This is a genomic window from Vespertiliibacter pulmonis (genome assembly GCF_013377275.1).
Classification (GTDB): Bacteria; Pseudomonadota; Gammaproteobacteria; order Enterobacterales; family Pasteurellaceae; genus Vespertiliibacter; species Vespertiliibacter pulmonis.
The window spans coordinates 216,972-231,894 of sequence record NZ_CP016615.1 but is presented as its reverse complement, the minus strand read 5'-3'; the positions used below and the strand labels follow the sequence as shown (position 1 = coordinate 231,894).

Here is a 14,923-nt window from a genome sequence, read left to right as displayed (position 1 = left end):
TAAAACTGTGAAGATTTATACCATATTTCCCTTTATGTTAGAATGCTAGTAATAAAATTTAACGGGATAAATTATGAAAGAACAAGATGATGATGTAGCATTATTTCAAAATGCAATAAAAGGCACAAAAAAAATTGAGCAGAATACTTTTGTACCTAAAACAGTACTAGGAAAAAAGATTAGTGAAGTTCGGGAACAAAAAGAACACGCCGATACGTTATTCTATTTTTCTGATGAATATGAACCGCTTTTAGCTGAAGAGAATGAAAAAGTGCGTTATCGTCGTGAAGATGTTGATCCTTATATTCTCAAACAATTACGCCGTGGAGATTTTCACCCTGAGCTTTTTTTAGATCTACACGGACTAACCCGTGAACAAGCCAAAAAAGAGCTAGCAAGTTTAATCTTAGCCTGTGAGCGTGAAAATGTGCATTGTGCAAGTATTATGACAGGATACGGCACACGAGCTTTGAAAAATCAAATTCCTCGTTGGCTTGTTCAGCACCCTAAAGTGTTAGCTTTACACCAAGCACCAAGGGAGTGGGGGGGGGATGCAGCTATTTTAATCCTTATTGAGCAAGTTCGTAATAATGAGGAGTTTCGCCGTTAACAAGCGGTAAGATTTAGGCAAATTTTTCGACTATTTTAATGAGCTAGAAAATTATAATGATAAAAATGGTGGTATAAGAGCACTAAATTACATTAAGATTAGTGCTTGTTTTTTATTCAAACATTAAAGGAGAAAAAATGTTAGAACTTGTTTTAGCTATTTTATGTAGTGTATCTGTTGGTGCATTGATAAAAATAGCTCATCAAAAAGAGATCAAGATTGCACAGAGTATTGCAGTCAATTATTTAGTTGCTGTTGCATTCTGTTATTTTTTATTGAAACCCGATTTCAAAGGGCAAACAGTCGTTGATATTGTGAGTAATAACCCATCTTCTTATCTCTTTTTCGCATTGGGCATTTTATTACCTACGGTTTTTTTAATTCAAGCGAAAGCTATTGAATTAGCAGGTATTGTGCGTACTGATGCTGTACAACGGCTCTCATTATTTTTGCCTATTCTAGCGGCTTTTACTTTGTTTGGAGAAGCGGTAACTTCCCATAAATTATTTGCATTAGTTTTGGCATTTATTGCATTAGGATTTTTATTGTGGAAAAGCCAGAGCGAAATGGCAAAAGTAAATAAAATAGTATTTTTAATTTTACTGTTGGTCTGGATTGGATTTGGAGTCATTGACATTTTATTTAAACAAATGGCAAAAACAGGCGAAGCATTTTCTTTAACCCTATTGATTACCTTTATTAGTGCAGGTTGTGTAATGTTTATTACTTTATTATTAAAGCGTACACAATGGCATATTCCTAGTGTGTTAGTTGGTTTGCTATTAGGAACATTGAACTTTGGTAATATTCTATTTTATTTAAAAGCACATCAAGCGATGAAAGATGACCCCACTCTTGTATTTACAGGAATGAATTTAGGAGTGATTTGTTTAGGAACGTTAGTTGGAGCATTGTTATTCAAAGAAAGAGTGCATAAAGCCAACTATATGGGGGTGTGTGTAGCGATTATCGCAATTATTTGTCTATTTTATTGGCGATAAATACAAATATATTCACCAACAAGCGGTAAGATTAGCCTAAAAAAATGTAATAGGCAGAGATTAATTTTATATAGAACGTCATACAAAGGGGCAGAGAAATGAAAAATCTGAAATATTATGGGCAGAATTATGTAAATTGGGTCTTGCGGTTAGGTAAGGTAAAGGCTGCATTATTTGGTTTTTTCATTCTTTCGTTATCTGCAATTATTTTACAATCTGTGTTAAGTTTACTATTTACAGGGGAAGTTCCGCATAGTGATATTTTTCGTTCTATCGTATTTGGTTTAATTTCTGCCCCTTTTACCCTCTATTTTTTTAATCTAGTTGTAGAAAAATTAGAACGCTCTCGTATTCGTTTAGAAACCTCATTAAAAGATCTTTCACTTTTGCGTGAACATGATGCACGACTGAATGTTGAATTGGATCAGACAGCCTCATTTTTACGCTCATTTTTTAATGCTTCCCCTGATTTAGTTTTTTATCGTGATGATAAGGGGCGATTTTTAGGCTGTAATAGAGCAATGGAATTATTAACAGGAAAATCCGAAACAGAGCTAATAAATTTAACTCCTCACGATATTTATTCACCTGAAACAGCTAATTTAATTTTATCAACGGACAGCGACACTTTCATTAGTAATACGGGTGTTACTTATGAGCAGTGGATTCGCTATCCAAATGGTAAATTAGCCTGTTTTGAAATTCGTAAAGTGCCGTATTACGATCAGATAAAAGATCTACACTGTATTATGGGCTTTGGACGAGATGTTACCGAACGCAAACGTTATCAATCTGTGATAGAGAAAAATAGTCGAGATAAAACAACATTAATGGCAACGATCAGCCACGAATTACGAACGCCGTTAAATGGAATTATTGGTTTAAGTCAGATTCTACTAGAAGGCGAAATATCCGAACAACAACGAGATTATTTAAAAACCATTAACATTAGTGCTGTGTCTTTAGGGCATATCTTTAGCGATATTATTGACTTAGAAAAAATAGACAGTCGGCGGATTGAGTTATTTCGTTCGGAAATAGAGTTTTCACAGGTGATTAGCAATATTAGTCATTTTGCGAATTTAATGGCGGGACAGAAGAATATCCATTTTCATATCCATTATGATCAAGACTTACCGCATTTTATTTATGTTGATAATGCCCGTTTAAGCCAAATCTTATGGAATTTGGTCAGTAATGCCGTCAAATTTACTCCCGCAGGGGGAGATATTTATCTAAATGTAAAACGTAAGGATAATGATCATTTCAGTTTTGAACTACGAGATACAGGCATTGGTATTCAAAAAAGTGAACAGCGTAAAATTTTTGCGATGTTCTACCAAGCAGAAAATAGTCAAGGTAAAAAAGCCGCAGGTAGTGGCATTGGGTTAGCCATTTCAAAGCGGATTGCTAAACTAATGGGGGGAGATTTAACGGTTGAGAGCGAATTAAACCAAGGCTCAACTTTTACTTTGACCATTCAAGCCAATGAAGTTGCACCACAAAATGTGGTAGCGTTAAATCGGCACGCATTGCGAGTGTTGTTAGTAGAAGATATTGAAGTCAATATAGTTGTTGCTAAGGCTATGTTGGCTAAATTTGGGTGTGAAGTTGATGTGGCAATGAGTGGTGCAAGGGCTTTTGAGCTATTTGAGGAAAATAGTTATGATTTAATTTTATTGGATATTCAATTACCTGATACAACAGGATTTGAAATTGCACAGCAACTACGAAAACGTTATGAAGAAGGAAAGGTCGATTATTTACCGCTATTGGTCGCATTGACCGCAAATATTATTCAAACTAAAGCTGAATATGAACAGCAAGGTATGGACGATGTATTACGTAAGCCTCTTTCACTAGAAGCATTAGCGAGATGCTTAAATTATTATTTTGATGAGGGATTTTTGGAAAATTCTTTTGAAAATCGACCGCTTGCTGAATTTATTTCCGAGCAGGATTTACCTTTTGACTGTTTAATGCTTGGTGAACTCGTAGATGTAATGGGGGTAAATGCCGTGTTAGCAAATTTAGAGCTTTTTGCGCAACTAATGCCTGATTATCTCAATAATTTGCAGGCTTATTTTCAGCAGTGGCAACAAGGAAACATAGATGATGAACGGCAGCGAAAAATCATTGTAGACGAGGCTCATAAAATTAAAGGTGCATTTGCTTCAGTTGGATTAAAACGATTGCAACAGATTGCTCAACTTGCTCAAACAGATAATGGCATTTTCTGGGCAGAGAATATTGAACATTGGGTAGCACAATTACATCATTGGCAGGAAGATTTACAACAGGCAACTTTATGGATAAAAGAGGTAAAAAATGACAAATAATCGTGTTAATCTCACCGCTTGTAATCCTTCGCTTTATATTGGTGTAATGTCTGGAACGAGCCTTGATGGAGTCGATATTGCGTTAATGGATTTTAGCCAATCACCAAAATTATTGAAGGCAGAAGTGATGCCAATACCAGAAGATCTACGAGGTGAACTCTCCCAATTAGTTAAATCAGGTGAAGTAACTTTACAAAAATTAGGTGAGCTTGATCATCGTTTAGGTCTTCTCTACGCTAATAGCATTAACCAGTTTCTTAAAAAGCATAATGTGCTACCCGAGAACATTCGAGCTATTGGTTGCCACGGACAAACAATTTGGCACGCACCACAGGGATATTTTCCTTTTACAATGCAATTAGGTGATATGAATCTGGTTGCGGCAAAAACGAGAATTACCGTTGTTGGCGATTTTCGTCGTAAAGATATGGCATTTGGCGGTCAAGGAGCTCCGCTTGTACCTGCTTTTCATCAAGCATTATTCGCTGATCCAAAACGGATTGTTGCAGTGGTAAATATTGGTGGGATAAGTAATGTATCATTATTGATCCCTAACCAAAATGTAATTGGCTATGATATTGGGGCTGGCAATACGTTATTAGACAGTTGGATCGAAAAGCATCAGGGAAAGCCGTTTGATAAAGATGCAGAATGGGCAAAGCAGGGCAATATGAAACGTGAATTATTAGCGGAACTGTTAGATGATCCTTTTTTCACACTGTTACCACCTAAAAGTACAGGACGTGAGCAGTTTAATTTGTCGTGGCTCGAAAAAAAACTTGCTAAAGTTACCGCTTGTAATGGCGAAGTGTTACAGGCCGTTGATGTACAAACTACTTTAGTGGAATTTACTGCTCAAAGTATTGCAAATGATTTAACAAAAATAGTTAGTCAGCTGAATTTACCTTGTTTATTGCTTGTTTGTGGTGGAGGGGCAAGAAATCCGTTATTGATGGAACGAATAAAAGCGTTGATGCCAAATTGGTCTGTTAGTACAACTACTCAATATGGTATAAATGCAGATGATGTGGAATCTGCAGCGTTTGCGTGGTTAGCTTATCAACGTATGAATAGCTTAGCAGGGAATGTGCCAAGTGTTACAGGTGCGACACAAGCGGTCAGTTTAGGGGCAATTTTTCCTTACCCTTAATTTCCTTTGATTTCAAATTTTTCAAATATAGCGAGATATAAAAATGGCAGAGCAGAACCTACTTGATAGTTTAGCCCAATTAATTACAGAGCAGAGAAATCCAAGTTCAATGCAGATAGATAAAATGTCAGCATTAGAATTGGTTACGTTAATAAATCGTGAAGATAAGCACGTTGCTGTGGCTGTTGAAAAATGTTTGCCGTATATTGCCCAAGCTGTTGAGAAAATTGTTCAGGCATTTCAGACTGGTGGACGGTTAATTTATATTGGCGCAGGGACAAGTGGCCGTCTTGGCGTGTTAGATGCATCAGAATGTCCACCGACTTTTGGGGTTTCTTCTGATATGGTAAAAGGTATTATCGCAGGTGGAGAAAGTGCCTTGCGTAACCCTGTTGAAGGTGCTGAAGATAATAGAAATGCAGGCGTTTTAGATTTACAAGCGGTGAGTTTTTCAGAGAAAGATGTATTAGTTGGTATAGCGGCTAGTGGGCGTACGCCCTATGTAATTGGGGCATTGGAATATGCAAATCAGATTGGAGCAGTGACTGTTTCGATTGCGAGCAATCCAAATTCTGAAATGAGCCAAATTGCAAGTATTGCAATTGAAACCGTAGTTGGCGCAGAAGTATTAACTGGATCAAGTCGCTTAAAATCAGGAACAGCACAAAAATTGGTGTTAAATATGCTCACTACGGCAAGTATGATTTTAATGGGTAAATGCTATCAAAATTTAATGGTTGATGTACAAGCAAGTAATCAAAAATTAGTTGCTCGAGCAATCAGTATTGTGATGCAAGCAACTGATTGCTCTAGAGAAACGGCAGAAATGGCCCTTAATGAAGCGAATAATAGTGCAAAACTGGCGATTTTGATGATTTTAGCTGGTTTAGATAAATCTTCAGCACAACAACTATTAGCTGAAAAACAGGGACATTTACAACGAGCTCTCTAGTTTTTCGCTCTTTTCTTATTAAGATAAGGGTTAAAGGGTTTGCTTTAACCCTTTTTCAACAGCCGAGAGCATTCCTCGTAGTAAATTAAGCTCATTGGTTTCTAGTTCAGCGCGCTGATATAAACGGCGGAGTTTAAGCATTACAGCATCATTGCGGATAAAGCCAAGCTCTCTATATAATTTTTCAGTATGTTGAAAAAAATATTCTACGGACTCAGCGGTTGGATAATCGACAAGTGGTGAGTCTAGCTCATTTTTGTGCATTGCTTGCAGATTAAGCCACGCCATTCTCAGCTCATAGCTTACTAATTGTACGGCCATTGCTAAGTTGAGTGAACCATATTCAGGATTGGTTGGTATATGTAGGTGATAATGGCATTTCAATAATTCTTCATTCGTTAGCCCAACTCTCTCTCGTCCAAAAACAATAGCAACTTTTCCTTGTTTAGCTCGTGTAATGGATAATTCCCCACACTGTCTAGGTTCTATTAAAGTGCTTTGTAAGTGGCGATGCCTAGCACTTGTGCCAATAACTAGCTGGCAATCGGCAATGGCACTATCAAAATCAGCAAAAATGGGAAGATTTTCTAAGAGATCTTTGGCTCCTGCTGATAGTGCTATTGCTTGTTCATCAACAGTTTGTTTAGGAGCAACTAATCGTAAATTATGTAATCCCATTGTTTTCATTGCCCGAGCAGTTGAACCTATATTGCCACTGTGTGAGGTTTCAATAAGGATAATTTGAATGTTATCAAGTATATTCATTTTTAGTGAGATTATGCCTATTCAGTATTAAGAAATTGGGTAGAAGTTTAGCATAGATTTATATAAGTTATTATTTGAAGACTGTAAACGAGGGTGATAAACTGAATTTCATTTTTATGGGGGAAAGCAATGCAATTTAAGAAATTAAGTACGGTCGCAATGTGTTGTTTAACAACACTATTTGCAACTCATACAGTACAGGCTGAAGGTAAATTGACCGTTTATTGCACGGTACAAAAAAATGTATGTGAACATATTACTAAAAAGTTTTCGGAAAAATATAATGTAGAGACCCAGTTTATTCACGGTGGAACGGGAACGATTTTTGGAAGAATTAAAGCCGAAAGCGCAAATCCACAGGCTGATTTTTGGTATGGCGGCACGTTAGAGCCTCATTTGCAGGCAGGGCAGTTAGGGTTATTAGAGCCATATCGGTCCCCTAAACAAGCGGAAACTTTAGCCCAATTTAAGCCATTAATTGATAGCCAGAAAGGAGAATTTACTTCCCTTGTCTATTTACTTGTGCTTGGTTTTGGTGTGAATACTGAAAAATTAAAAACATTAGGTGTCGATATGCCTAAAAAATGGGAAGATTTACTTAATCCTCGTTTAAAAGGAGAAGTACAGTTACCTGATCCTCGTAGCTCTGGCACAACATATACGATTATGGCAACGTTAATTCAATTGTGGGGAGAAGAAAAGGCATTTGCTTTTTTAAAACAGCTTGATAAAAATGTTTCACAGTATGTTAAAAGCAATTTAGTAACAGCAAATTTATCTCGTGGTGAGAGTGCGGTAACCGTTGGATTTGTGCATAGCTATGCCACCGAAAAAGAGAAAGGTGCATCGGTTGAAGCTGTATTGCCTGAAGATGGAGTAGGTTATGCTTTAGGTGGCGCAAGTATTTTAAAGGGGGCTCGCCATTTAGATAATGCAAAATTGTTTATGGATTGGGTGCTATCTAAAGAAGCTCAAGAAATTCCGTGGCGAGAATATGGCGTTTATCAAATTCCAACAAATAGCACCGCAGAGGTTTCTGATAAATCAGTTGTACTCAATAAAGTAAAATTAATTGATTGGGACTATGATCGTTTTGGTAATAGTGATGAAGGTAAGCGATTAATTGATAAATGGTTACTTGAGATAAAACTTGCTAAGTAGTCTATAAGTAATAGCACGATAAAAATCCCCTAAATGGGGATTTTTATTTTTTAGTTATTAGGCTATTTTTTCAAAAGCTTGGCGGATATCTGTAAGGATATCTTTAATATCTTCAATGCCACAAGAAATACGGATTACCCCTGCTGAAATACCTACATTATCCAATTCATCATCAGAAAGCTGGCGATGAGTTGAAGTGGCAGGGTGTAAAGCGCAGGTACGAATATCGGCAACGTGAACTTCACGAGAAATTAATGTCAGTGAATCTAACCATTTAGCAGCTTGTTCTTTTCCTCCTTTAATTTCAAAAGCAATCACGCCACATAACCCTTTTGGTAAATATTTTTGTTTTAAATCATAATCGGGTGAAGTGGTTAGCCCTGGATAATCTACTCTAATGACTTGTGGTTGAGTTGCTAAAAATTCAGCAACTTGCTGCCCATTGCTGTAGTGGCGATCCATTCTTACTGGTAGGGTTTCGATACCAAGGTTAAGTAAAAAGCTATTTTGAGGAGATGGTGTTGCTCCTAAGTCTCGCATTAGTTGTACTCGAGCTTTAACAAGATATGCGATTTTTCCAAAGGTTTCGGTGTAAATTAAGCCGTGGTAGCTAGCATCTGGGGTGCTTAGCTGTGGAAATTTACCATTTTCCCAATTAAAGTTTCCACCATCAATAATTACGCCTCCCATTGCAACGGCGTGTCCATCTAAATATTTTGATGTGCTATGAATGACAATATTTGCACCAAATTCAAGTGGACGGCAGAAATAAGGCGTGGCGAAAGTATTATCAATAATCAGTGGTGCTTGTGCTAGTTTGGCAAATTGAGCAAACTTTTCAATATCTAAAACACGCAGAGCAGGGTTTGCAATAGTTTCGGCAAATATAGCTTTTGTATTTGGGCGAATTGCTTTTTTTAGTTCATCTAAGGGAAGTGTCTGATCGACAAAAGTCACTTCGATTCCCATTTTTTTAAAGGTGTTAGCAAATAAATTGTAAGAGCCACCATAAATATAGCTTGATGAGATAAAATGATCGCCTGTTTCTAAAATATTGAGCAGAGCATAGAATACCGCAGATTGACCTGATGCCGTACACATTGCGGCTATTCCGCCCTCAATCATTGCTAATTTTTCTTCTACTGCATTCGTTGTAGGATTTGATAAGCGAGTATAAAAATAGCCCGTAGATTTTAAGTCAAATAATTGTCCAATCTCTTCTGATGAGTCATAAGTGAACGTCGTGCTTTGTACAATGGGTTGAACTCGAGGTTCACCATTTTTCGGTTTATAGCCTGCGTGTAAGCATTGTGTCGCGAACTCCATTGTTATTTCCTTATAATAATTTTAGGTTAAAGATGATAATAAGCGGTTAGAACTAAGCATTTTTTGCAAAAAATGTAAGTAACTCACCGCTTATCAGATGATTATTTCACGTTATTTTGTGAGATAAAGATTTCGGATAAAGTAGGTGCCTTGTGGGCTTTTTCCTTCGTATCCTTGTAATTTCGGGTTTTTAATGAAAAGCCCTGCATAATGATAAATAGCCACAAAAGGGTGATGTTTGCCTAGTTCTTCTTCTGCTTGAGCATAAAGATCAGCTCGTTCTTCTTCTGTTTTCGCATAGTAGGAATCATTGATAAGCTTATCAAATTTTTCACTTTTAAAGCCAATTTTGTTCTGTTCGCTGTTAGAAAGATAGTAAGTTAAAAACGTGGTTGCTTCATTATAATCAGCACTCCAGGCGGCAAAAGCGAGTTGGTAATTTTTCTGCGATTTGGTATCTAAGAATGTTTTCCATTCCATATTTTTTATAGAAATATCTACCATACCATCTAAATTTTTCTTCCAAATTGAAGTCGCGGCAATAGCGATGCTTTTTAGTCCTTCATTTGTATTATAAAGAAGCTCAGTTTTTAGTGGATTTGCTTTGCTATATCCAGCTTCACGTAGTAATTTTTTAGCTTCTTCATTGCGTTGGGCTTGTGTCCACTGTGCATATTCAGGTTGTTTAATCTTTTCACCTCCCCGAATGTAGCTTGGCGTGAAGCGGTAGGTTGGCATTTGGCCAAAATTAAGTACTTTATTAGTGATGATTTCTCGTTCCATTCCTAGATCGAGAGCTTTTCTTACTCTAATATCATTTAGTGGTGGTTTAGATAAATTCATCTCATAGGTAAAAGTGCTTAATTTACGGGTATTATAAATTTGAGAATCGTACTCTTTGCGGAATTTTGGATCTTTATAAAGCGTTGACGGAATGAAAGCTATGTCCAAATCACCTGAACGATAGCGTGCGATACCCGATGTTTCATTAAGGATCAAGAAGGTCGCTTTATCAATTACTGTTTCTGTATTGTTCCAATAAGTCGGGTTACGCTCAAGTTCAAGTTTTTCATTTAAGACTCGATGAGCAATTTTATATGCCCCATTTCCGATAAAATGTTCAGGAAGCGTCCAATTTTCTCCGTATTTCTCAACAGTTGCACGGTGAACAGGATAGAGAGAGGCGTGTTGTGTGAGCTCTGCAGCATAAGGAACTGGAGCGGTAAGGGTTAATTGAAGCGTGTAATCATCAACTGCTTTAACACCAAGCTCCGTAGGCGATTTTTTTCCAGCAACCACATCAGCTACATTTTCTAGTTTCATAAATTCAAGGTAAGTTGCATAAGGTGATGCTGTTTTTGGATCAGCAAGCCGTTGCCACGCATAGACAAAATCGTGAGCAGTAACAGGATCACCATTTGACCATTTTGCATTATGGCGCAAATAAAATGTTAGGGTTTTAAAATCAGGAGAGAATTCCCATCGTTCAGCAACTCCGGGAATAATATTATCAAGGTCATCTGTATTTACTAAACCTTCAAGCAGTTGGCGGGCGATTAAACTTTCTCCTGTTCCTTCCATTTTTTGCGGATCAAGGGTTGAGGCCTCTGCTGTAACTTGAATATTCACTTCTTGCTTATCGGCAAGGGGTACATTATTTGGAACTTTTGCACTAAATGCATTAGGAATGAGTGTCAATAAAATTGTACTACTGAATAGGGCACGTTTCATAAAACGCTGAGGTGTGGTGATGAGATGTTGCATAAATTTTTCCTATAATATGTTGTTATTGGACGCTTTTTATACATACAGAAATTAAAGAGTGTTGTAAAGTTTTCGTCCTGTTTTATAGAATATTTTTGTAGAGTTTGAGAGGTAGTTAACATTTTTGCAAAAAATCGGGGAAAACTACCGCTTGTTATTCCCCCGATTTAATACGTTGTTTAATTTAGAATAAGTAATTATTCAAAGAATTAACAAATTTCTCTTGCGCCTCGATTATCAACTTTACAGATATGAATAAACCCTTCATTCGTTTGTAAATAGTGGTTTTCAAGGTAGGTTGAAAGTTTTTGAGCTTGCTCCAAATTCGGCGCAATAGCAAAAATAGTTGGCCCTGAACCTGAAATACCAACAGCTAGTGCGCCGAGATCCTTACAGCCTTGACGAATTTCAGGGAAATTAGGGAGCAGAGCTTCACGGTATGGCTCGGCGACTAAATCTTTCATCATTAGCGCTGCCAGCTGTGCTTGTTGTGAATGGCAGGCGTGTACAAAACTACCTAAATAGCGTGCTTGAGAAATAACATCTTGACGAGTATAGCTTTTCGGCAAAATTGCACGAGCTTCAGCGGTTGAAACTTCAATACCAGGGTAGGCAAGTACCCAATACCAGTTATCAAAAAATGGTAAAGGCTGACTAATATTACCAAGAGATTGAGTCATAAGTTGCAATCCACCTAAATAACAAGGCGCAACATTATCATAGTGAATTGAGCCGGAGATACGTCCTTCTAATTCTCCCATCATTTCAAGTAATTCCATCGTTGAGAAAGGGGTTTGATGAAATTGATTTAATGCGACAAGAGTTGCAACAATGGAACAAGCACTTGAGCCAAGCCCCGAGCCGATAGGCATATTTTTCTCAAGGGTTAAACGTAGGTTTTTGACTGTTTTGCCTTGTAGTGTTAAACGTTCACTAAATAAGACATAGGCTTGGTAAACAATATTCTTATGGGGTTCTTTCGGTAATTTACGCACGAAATACCCCGCATTTTCTAATTCAAATGGTGTAGAGCAATCTTCAATTTGAACGACATCACCGAGTAATGACCCGTCTATTGGAGAAATTGCAACGCCTAATGAATCAAATCCAACACTTAAGTTAGCGCTTGACGCTGGAGCATAAATACGGAGTACCATTAGTTTGTTCCTCCGTGTAATGTACGGAGAATATCTGCGAAAATACCTGCTGCTGTAACGTTGTTACCCGCTCCGTAACCCCGTAATAGAAGTGGAATAGGCGTATAATAGCGAGTATAAAACGCTAACGCATTTTCACCATTTTTGACTTTATACAGTGGATCATCACCACCTACGGATTTTATTGAAACTGTACATTTACCATTTTCGATAGTGCCAACATAGCGTAAAACCTGATTACAAGCGGTGGCTTCTTGTACTTTTTTTGCAAATTCACTATCTAGCTCTGGCAACATTGCGAGAAATTCTTCTGTCGTTTTTCCGTTTGCAAAGTCTATTGGTAGAATACCTTCAACATTGATATCGTTAAGCTCTAAAGGTAAACCAATCTCACGAGCAAGGATCAATAATTTTCGAGCAACATCTTGCCCCGATAAATCATCTCGAGGATCTGGCTCAGTAAATCCTTTTTCTTTCGCAATGAGCGTTGCTTCTGATAGGCTTAAACCTTCTTCTAATTTACCAAAAATGAATGAGAGAGAACCTGAAAGAATACCTTCAAATTTTTCAACTTCATCACCTGCGGCTAATAAATTTTGTAAGTTTTCAATTACAGGTAACCCAGCACCAACATTAGTTTCATAGAGAAATTTATGTTGGCTTTGACGGGCGTATTCTCGCATTTCTTGGTAATAATCATAGCTTGAGGTATTGGCTTTTTTATTCGGAGTAACAACATGAAACCCCTCTCTTAATGCTCTTGCATATAAATTGGCAACGGATTGCGCTGTTGTACAATCTACAAAAACAGGGTTTACAACATGGTGTAATTTAATAAAAGAGAGTAATACGTCAAAGTCAGATGGCTGGGTTGCATTATCTAGATCGACACGCCAATTTTCTAGGGATAGCCCTTGTGCATTGAGCAACATTTTGTTGGAATTGGCTAATGCACAAACACGGATCTCAATATCTTTTTTAGCCAAATATTCTTTCTGATGTTTAATTTGTTCGATAAGTTCTCCGCCAACACCACCAACACCAACGAGAAAAACATCAACGAATTTTTTATTATTAAATAATGTGTTATGTGTTGATTTCACAGCTTCAATCGCTTTATTTAATGGTACTACAGCAGAAATAGAACGTTCAGATGAACCTTGTGCAATCGCAATAATACTGATATTTGCTTGTGCTAGTGCTGAGAAAAAGCGAGCAGCAATACCTTTAGAGGTTTTCATTCCATCACCGACTACGGAAATAACAGAAAGATCTTTCATTACACCGATAGGGTCTAATTGATTATCTTTTAATTCTTGTGAAAATTCGGTATTTAATGCTAAGAGAGCTTTATCCGCAGATTTGACTGGCACACAAAAGCTAATACTGTATTCTGAAGAAGATTGGGTAATTAAAATGACGGAAATACCCGCTTGCGACATTGTTGAAAATACTCGAGCAGCCATTCCAACCATACCTTGCATACCTGATCCTGATACATTAAACATTGCAATATTATCTAGGTTAGTAATCCCCTTTACTTTTAAATTATCGGTAGCAAGGTTGCCATCAATAATAGTGCCTTTGGCATCTGGATTATGGGTGTTTTTGATTAAACAAGGAATGTTTAAGGGAACAAGTGGGCCGATAGTACGAGGGTGAATAACTTTTGCACCGAAATAGGACAGTTCCATTGCTTCTTGGTAACTCATTGATTCTAAACAGAGCGCATCGGGAACTAAACGGGGATCGCAGGTATAAACACCATCAACATCTGTCCAGATTTCACATACCTCAGCATTTAAACAAGCGGCTAAACAAGCGGCTGAATAGTCTGAACCATTACGCCCAAGTAAAACTAATTCTCCCTGTTCATTACCTGCAGTAAATCCTGCCATCAGTATAATATTTGTTTTGGGAATAGATTGGGCATCAATACGTTTGGTTGATTCTGCAATATCAACAGAAGATTCTAAATAATGCCCGTGGGCTAATAATTTTTCAACAGGATTAATCTGAGTAACCTCATAGCCTTTTGCTTCAAACCACGCTTTCATTAGTGCAATAGAGAGTTTTTCTCCACGGCTATGCACGGTTGCACCAATATTATCAGGGCAGAATTGTTTGATTGAGGCATCGTTGGCAATTTCACAGATTTGTTGAAGTTCATTGTTAATAAATTGAGTAATATTTTCTCGATCAAACTTAGGGTTTTCATTATATAACCCCGTAATAATTTGATTAAAAATAGCGGTGGCTTCGTCTAAATTAGCTTGATATGGCTCGCCAGCTTTGGCTTTATCCACAATCGCAACTAGATGGTTAGTAATTTTGGCTGGAGCAGATAGTACACCTGCGGCTTGAGAGCTTAAATGGGCTTTTTCAATAATGTTTGCCGCTTGAATAAAACGTTCTGCATTGGCTAAAGATGTTCCGCCAAATTTGAGTACTCGCATAAGGTTCTCCTGAAAATTTGTGATAATTTGTAAAAAATGTATAAAAAAACCCGCTTGTATAAGCGGGTTTGTATCAGTTCTGTTTTTTAGCTACGAACACCCGCATTATGTGGCAACATAATGGTCATCATCGTAGTAATAATTTTAGTTGAGTAGGGCATTCACGTTCTCTTTTTATATTAAGGTTGAGCTAAAAACGTTCAGAAGAATGTGCGAAAATGATTTTTTTGTCAATGAATTTT

11 protein-coding genes are annotated in these 14,923 nt (G+C 37.3%); 6 read left to right on the top strand and 5 right to left on the bottom strand.

The genetic code is table 11. The features are described from left to right. The first annotated feature begins 73 nt into the window (after positions 1-73). The 5 genes from smrB (at position 74) to murQ (ending at position 6,052) form a co-directional block, all read left to right on the top strand. The gene (smrB, locus tag A6B43_RS01185; RefSeq protein WP_124210772.1) at positions 74-610 is read left to right on the top strand and encodes an endonuclease SmrB; all 537 of its coding nucleotides are present in this window, start codon (positions 74-76) and stop codon (positions 608-610) included. A gap of 137 nt (positions 611-747) precedes the next feature. Beyond that, on the top strand, positions 748-1,611 hold the full coding sequence (locus A6B43_RS01180) for an EamA/RhaT family transporter (protein ID WP_124210771.1): 864 nt from the start codon (positions 748-750) through the stop codon (positions 1,609-1,611). A gap of 98 nt (positions 1,612-1,709) precedes the next feature. Next, entirely contained in the window at positions 1,710-3,950 is a 2,241-nt protein-coding gene (locus A6B43_RS01175) for an ATP-binding protein (RefSeq protein WP_124210770.1), read from the top strand. Next, positions 3,940-5,100: an anhydro-N-acetylmuramic acid kinase gene (locus A6B43_RS01170; protein ID WP_124210769.1), complete on the top strand. Its 1,161-nt coding sequence runs from the start codon at positions 3,940-3,942 to the stop codon at positions 5,098-5,100. Before A6B43_RS01175 ends, A6B43_RS01170 begins: the two co-directional genes overlap by 11 nt. A 43-nt stretch (positions 5,101-5,143) precedes the next feature. Next, on the top strand, positions 5,144-6,052 hold the full coding sequence (gene murQ / locus A6B43_RS01165) for an N-acetylmuramic acid 6-phosphate etherase (protein WP_124210768.1): 909 nt from the start codon (positions 5,144-5,146) through the stop codon (positions 6,050-6,052). Between the two features lie 30 nt (positions 6,053-6,082). Here the strand turns inward: murQ and trmJ are convergent, their stop codons facing one another. Beyond that, on the bottom strand, positions 6,083-6,817 hold the full coding sequence (gene trmJ / locus A6B43_RS01160; protein WP_124210767.1) for a tRNA (cytosine(32)/uridine(32)-2'-O)-methyltransferase TrmJ: 735 nt from the start codon (positions 6,815-6,817) through the stop codon (positions 6,083-6,085). 129 nt (positions 6,818-6,946) lie between these two features. On the opposite strand from trmJ, the gene A6B43_RS01155 reads away from it, so the two are divergent. After that, the gene (locus A6B43_RS01155) at positions 6,947-7,978 is read left to right on the top strand and encodes an ABC transporter substrate-binding protein (RefSeq protein ID WP_124210766.1); all 1,032 of its coding nucleotides are present in this window, start codon (positions 6,947-6,949) and stop codon (positions 7,976-7,978) included. A gap of 57 nt (positions 7,979-8,035) precedes the next feature. Here the strand turns inward: A6B43_RS01155 and A6B43_RS01150 are convergent, their stop codons facing one another. The 4 genes from A6B43_RS01150 to thrA form a co-directional block, all read right to left on the bottom strand. Beyond that, entirely contained in the window at positions 8,036-9,304 is a 1,269-nt protein-coding gene (locus A6B43_RS01150) for an O-acetylhomoserine aminocarboxypropyltransferase/cysteine synthase family protein (protein WP_124210765.1), read from the bottom strand. Between the two features lie 111 nt (positions 9,305-9,415). Continuing rightward, positions 9,416-11,035 (bottom strand): ABC transporter substrate-binding protein, encoded by a 1,620-nt coding sequence (locus A6B43_RS01145; protein ID WP_170152428.1) that lies wholly within the window; start codon positions 11,033-11,035, stop codon positions 9,416-9,418. Between the two features lie 242 nt (positions 11,036-11,277). After that, positions 11,278-12,225: a homoserine kinase gene (thrB, locus tag A6B43_RS01140; RefSeq protein ID WP_124210763.1), complete on the bottom strand. Its 948-nt coding sequence runs from the start codon at positions 12,223-12,225 to the stop codon at positions 11,278-11,280. Continuing rightward, on the bottom strand, positions 12,225-14,681 hold the full coding sequence (thrA, locus tag A6B43_RS01135; RefSeq protein ID WP_124210762.1) for a bifunctional aspartate kinase/homoserine dehydrogenase I: 2,457 nt from the start codon (positions 14,679-14,681) through the stop codon (positions 12,225-12,227). The genes thrB and thrA overlap by 1 nt, the downstream gene beginning before the upstream one ends. Positions 14,682-14,923 lie beyond the last annotated feature (242 nt).

Bases quoted from the DNA above. Each gene is read 5' to 3' on its own strand.
- smrB (WP_124210772.1), top strand. From the start codon at position 74: ATGAAAGAACAAGATGATGATGTAGCATTATTTCAAAATGCAATAAAA.
- A6B43_RS01180 (WP_124210771.1), top strand. From the start codon at position 748: ATGTTAGAACTTGTTTTAGCTATTTTATGTAGTGTATCTGTTGGTGCA.
- A6B43_RS01175 (WP_124210770.1), top strand. From the start codon at position 1,710: ATGAAAAATCTGAAATATTATGGGCAGAATTATGTAAATTGGGTCTTG.
- A6B43_RS01170 (WP_124210769.1), top strand. From the start codon at position 3,940: ATGACAAATAATCGTGTTAATCTCACCGCTTGTAATCCTTCGCTTTAT.
- murQ (WP_124210768.1), top strand. From the start codon at position 5,144: ATGGCAGAGCAGAACCTACTTGATAGTTTAGCCCAATTAATTACAGAG.
- trmJ (WP_124210767.1), bottom strand. From the start codon at position 6,817: ATGAATATACTTGATAACATTCAAATTATCCTTATTGAAACCTCACAC.
- A6B43_RS01155 (WP_124210766.1), top strand. From the start codon at position 6,947: ATGCAATTTAAGAAATTAAGTACGGTCGCAATGTGTTGTTTAACAACA.
- A6B43_RS01150 (WP_124210765.1), bottom strand. From the start codon at position 9,304: ATGGAGTTCGCGACACAATGCTTACACGCAGGCTATAAACCGAAAAAT.
- A6B43_RS01145 (WP_170152428.1), bottom strand. From the start codon at position 11,035: ATGAAACGTGCCCTATTCAGTAGTACAATTTTATTGACACTCATTCCT.
- thrB (WP_124210763.1), bottom strand. From the start codon at position 12,225: ATGGTACTCCGTATTTATGCTCCAGCGTCAAGCGCTAACTTAAGTGTT.
- thrA (WP_124210762.1), bottom strand. From the start codon at position 14,681: ATGCGAGTACTCAAATTTGGCGGAACATCTTTAGCCAATGCAGAACGT.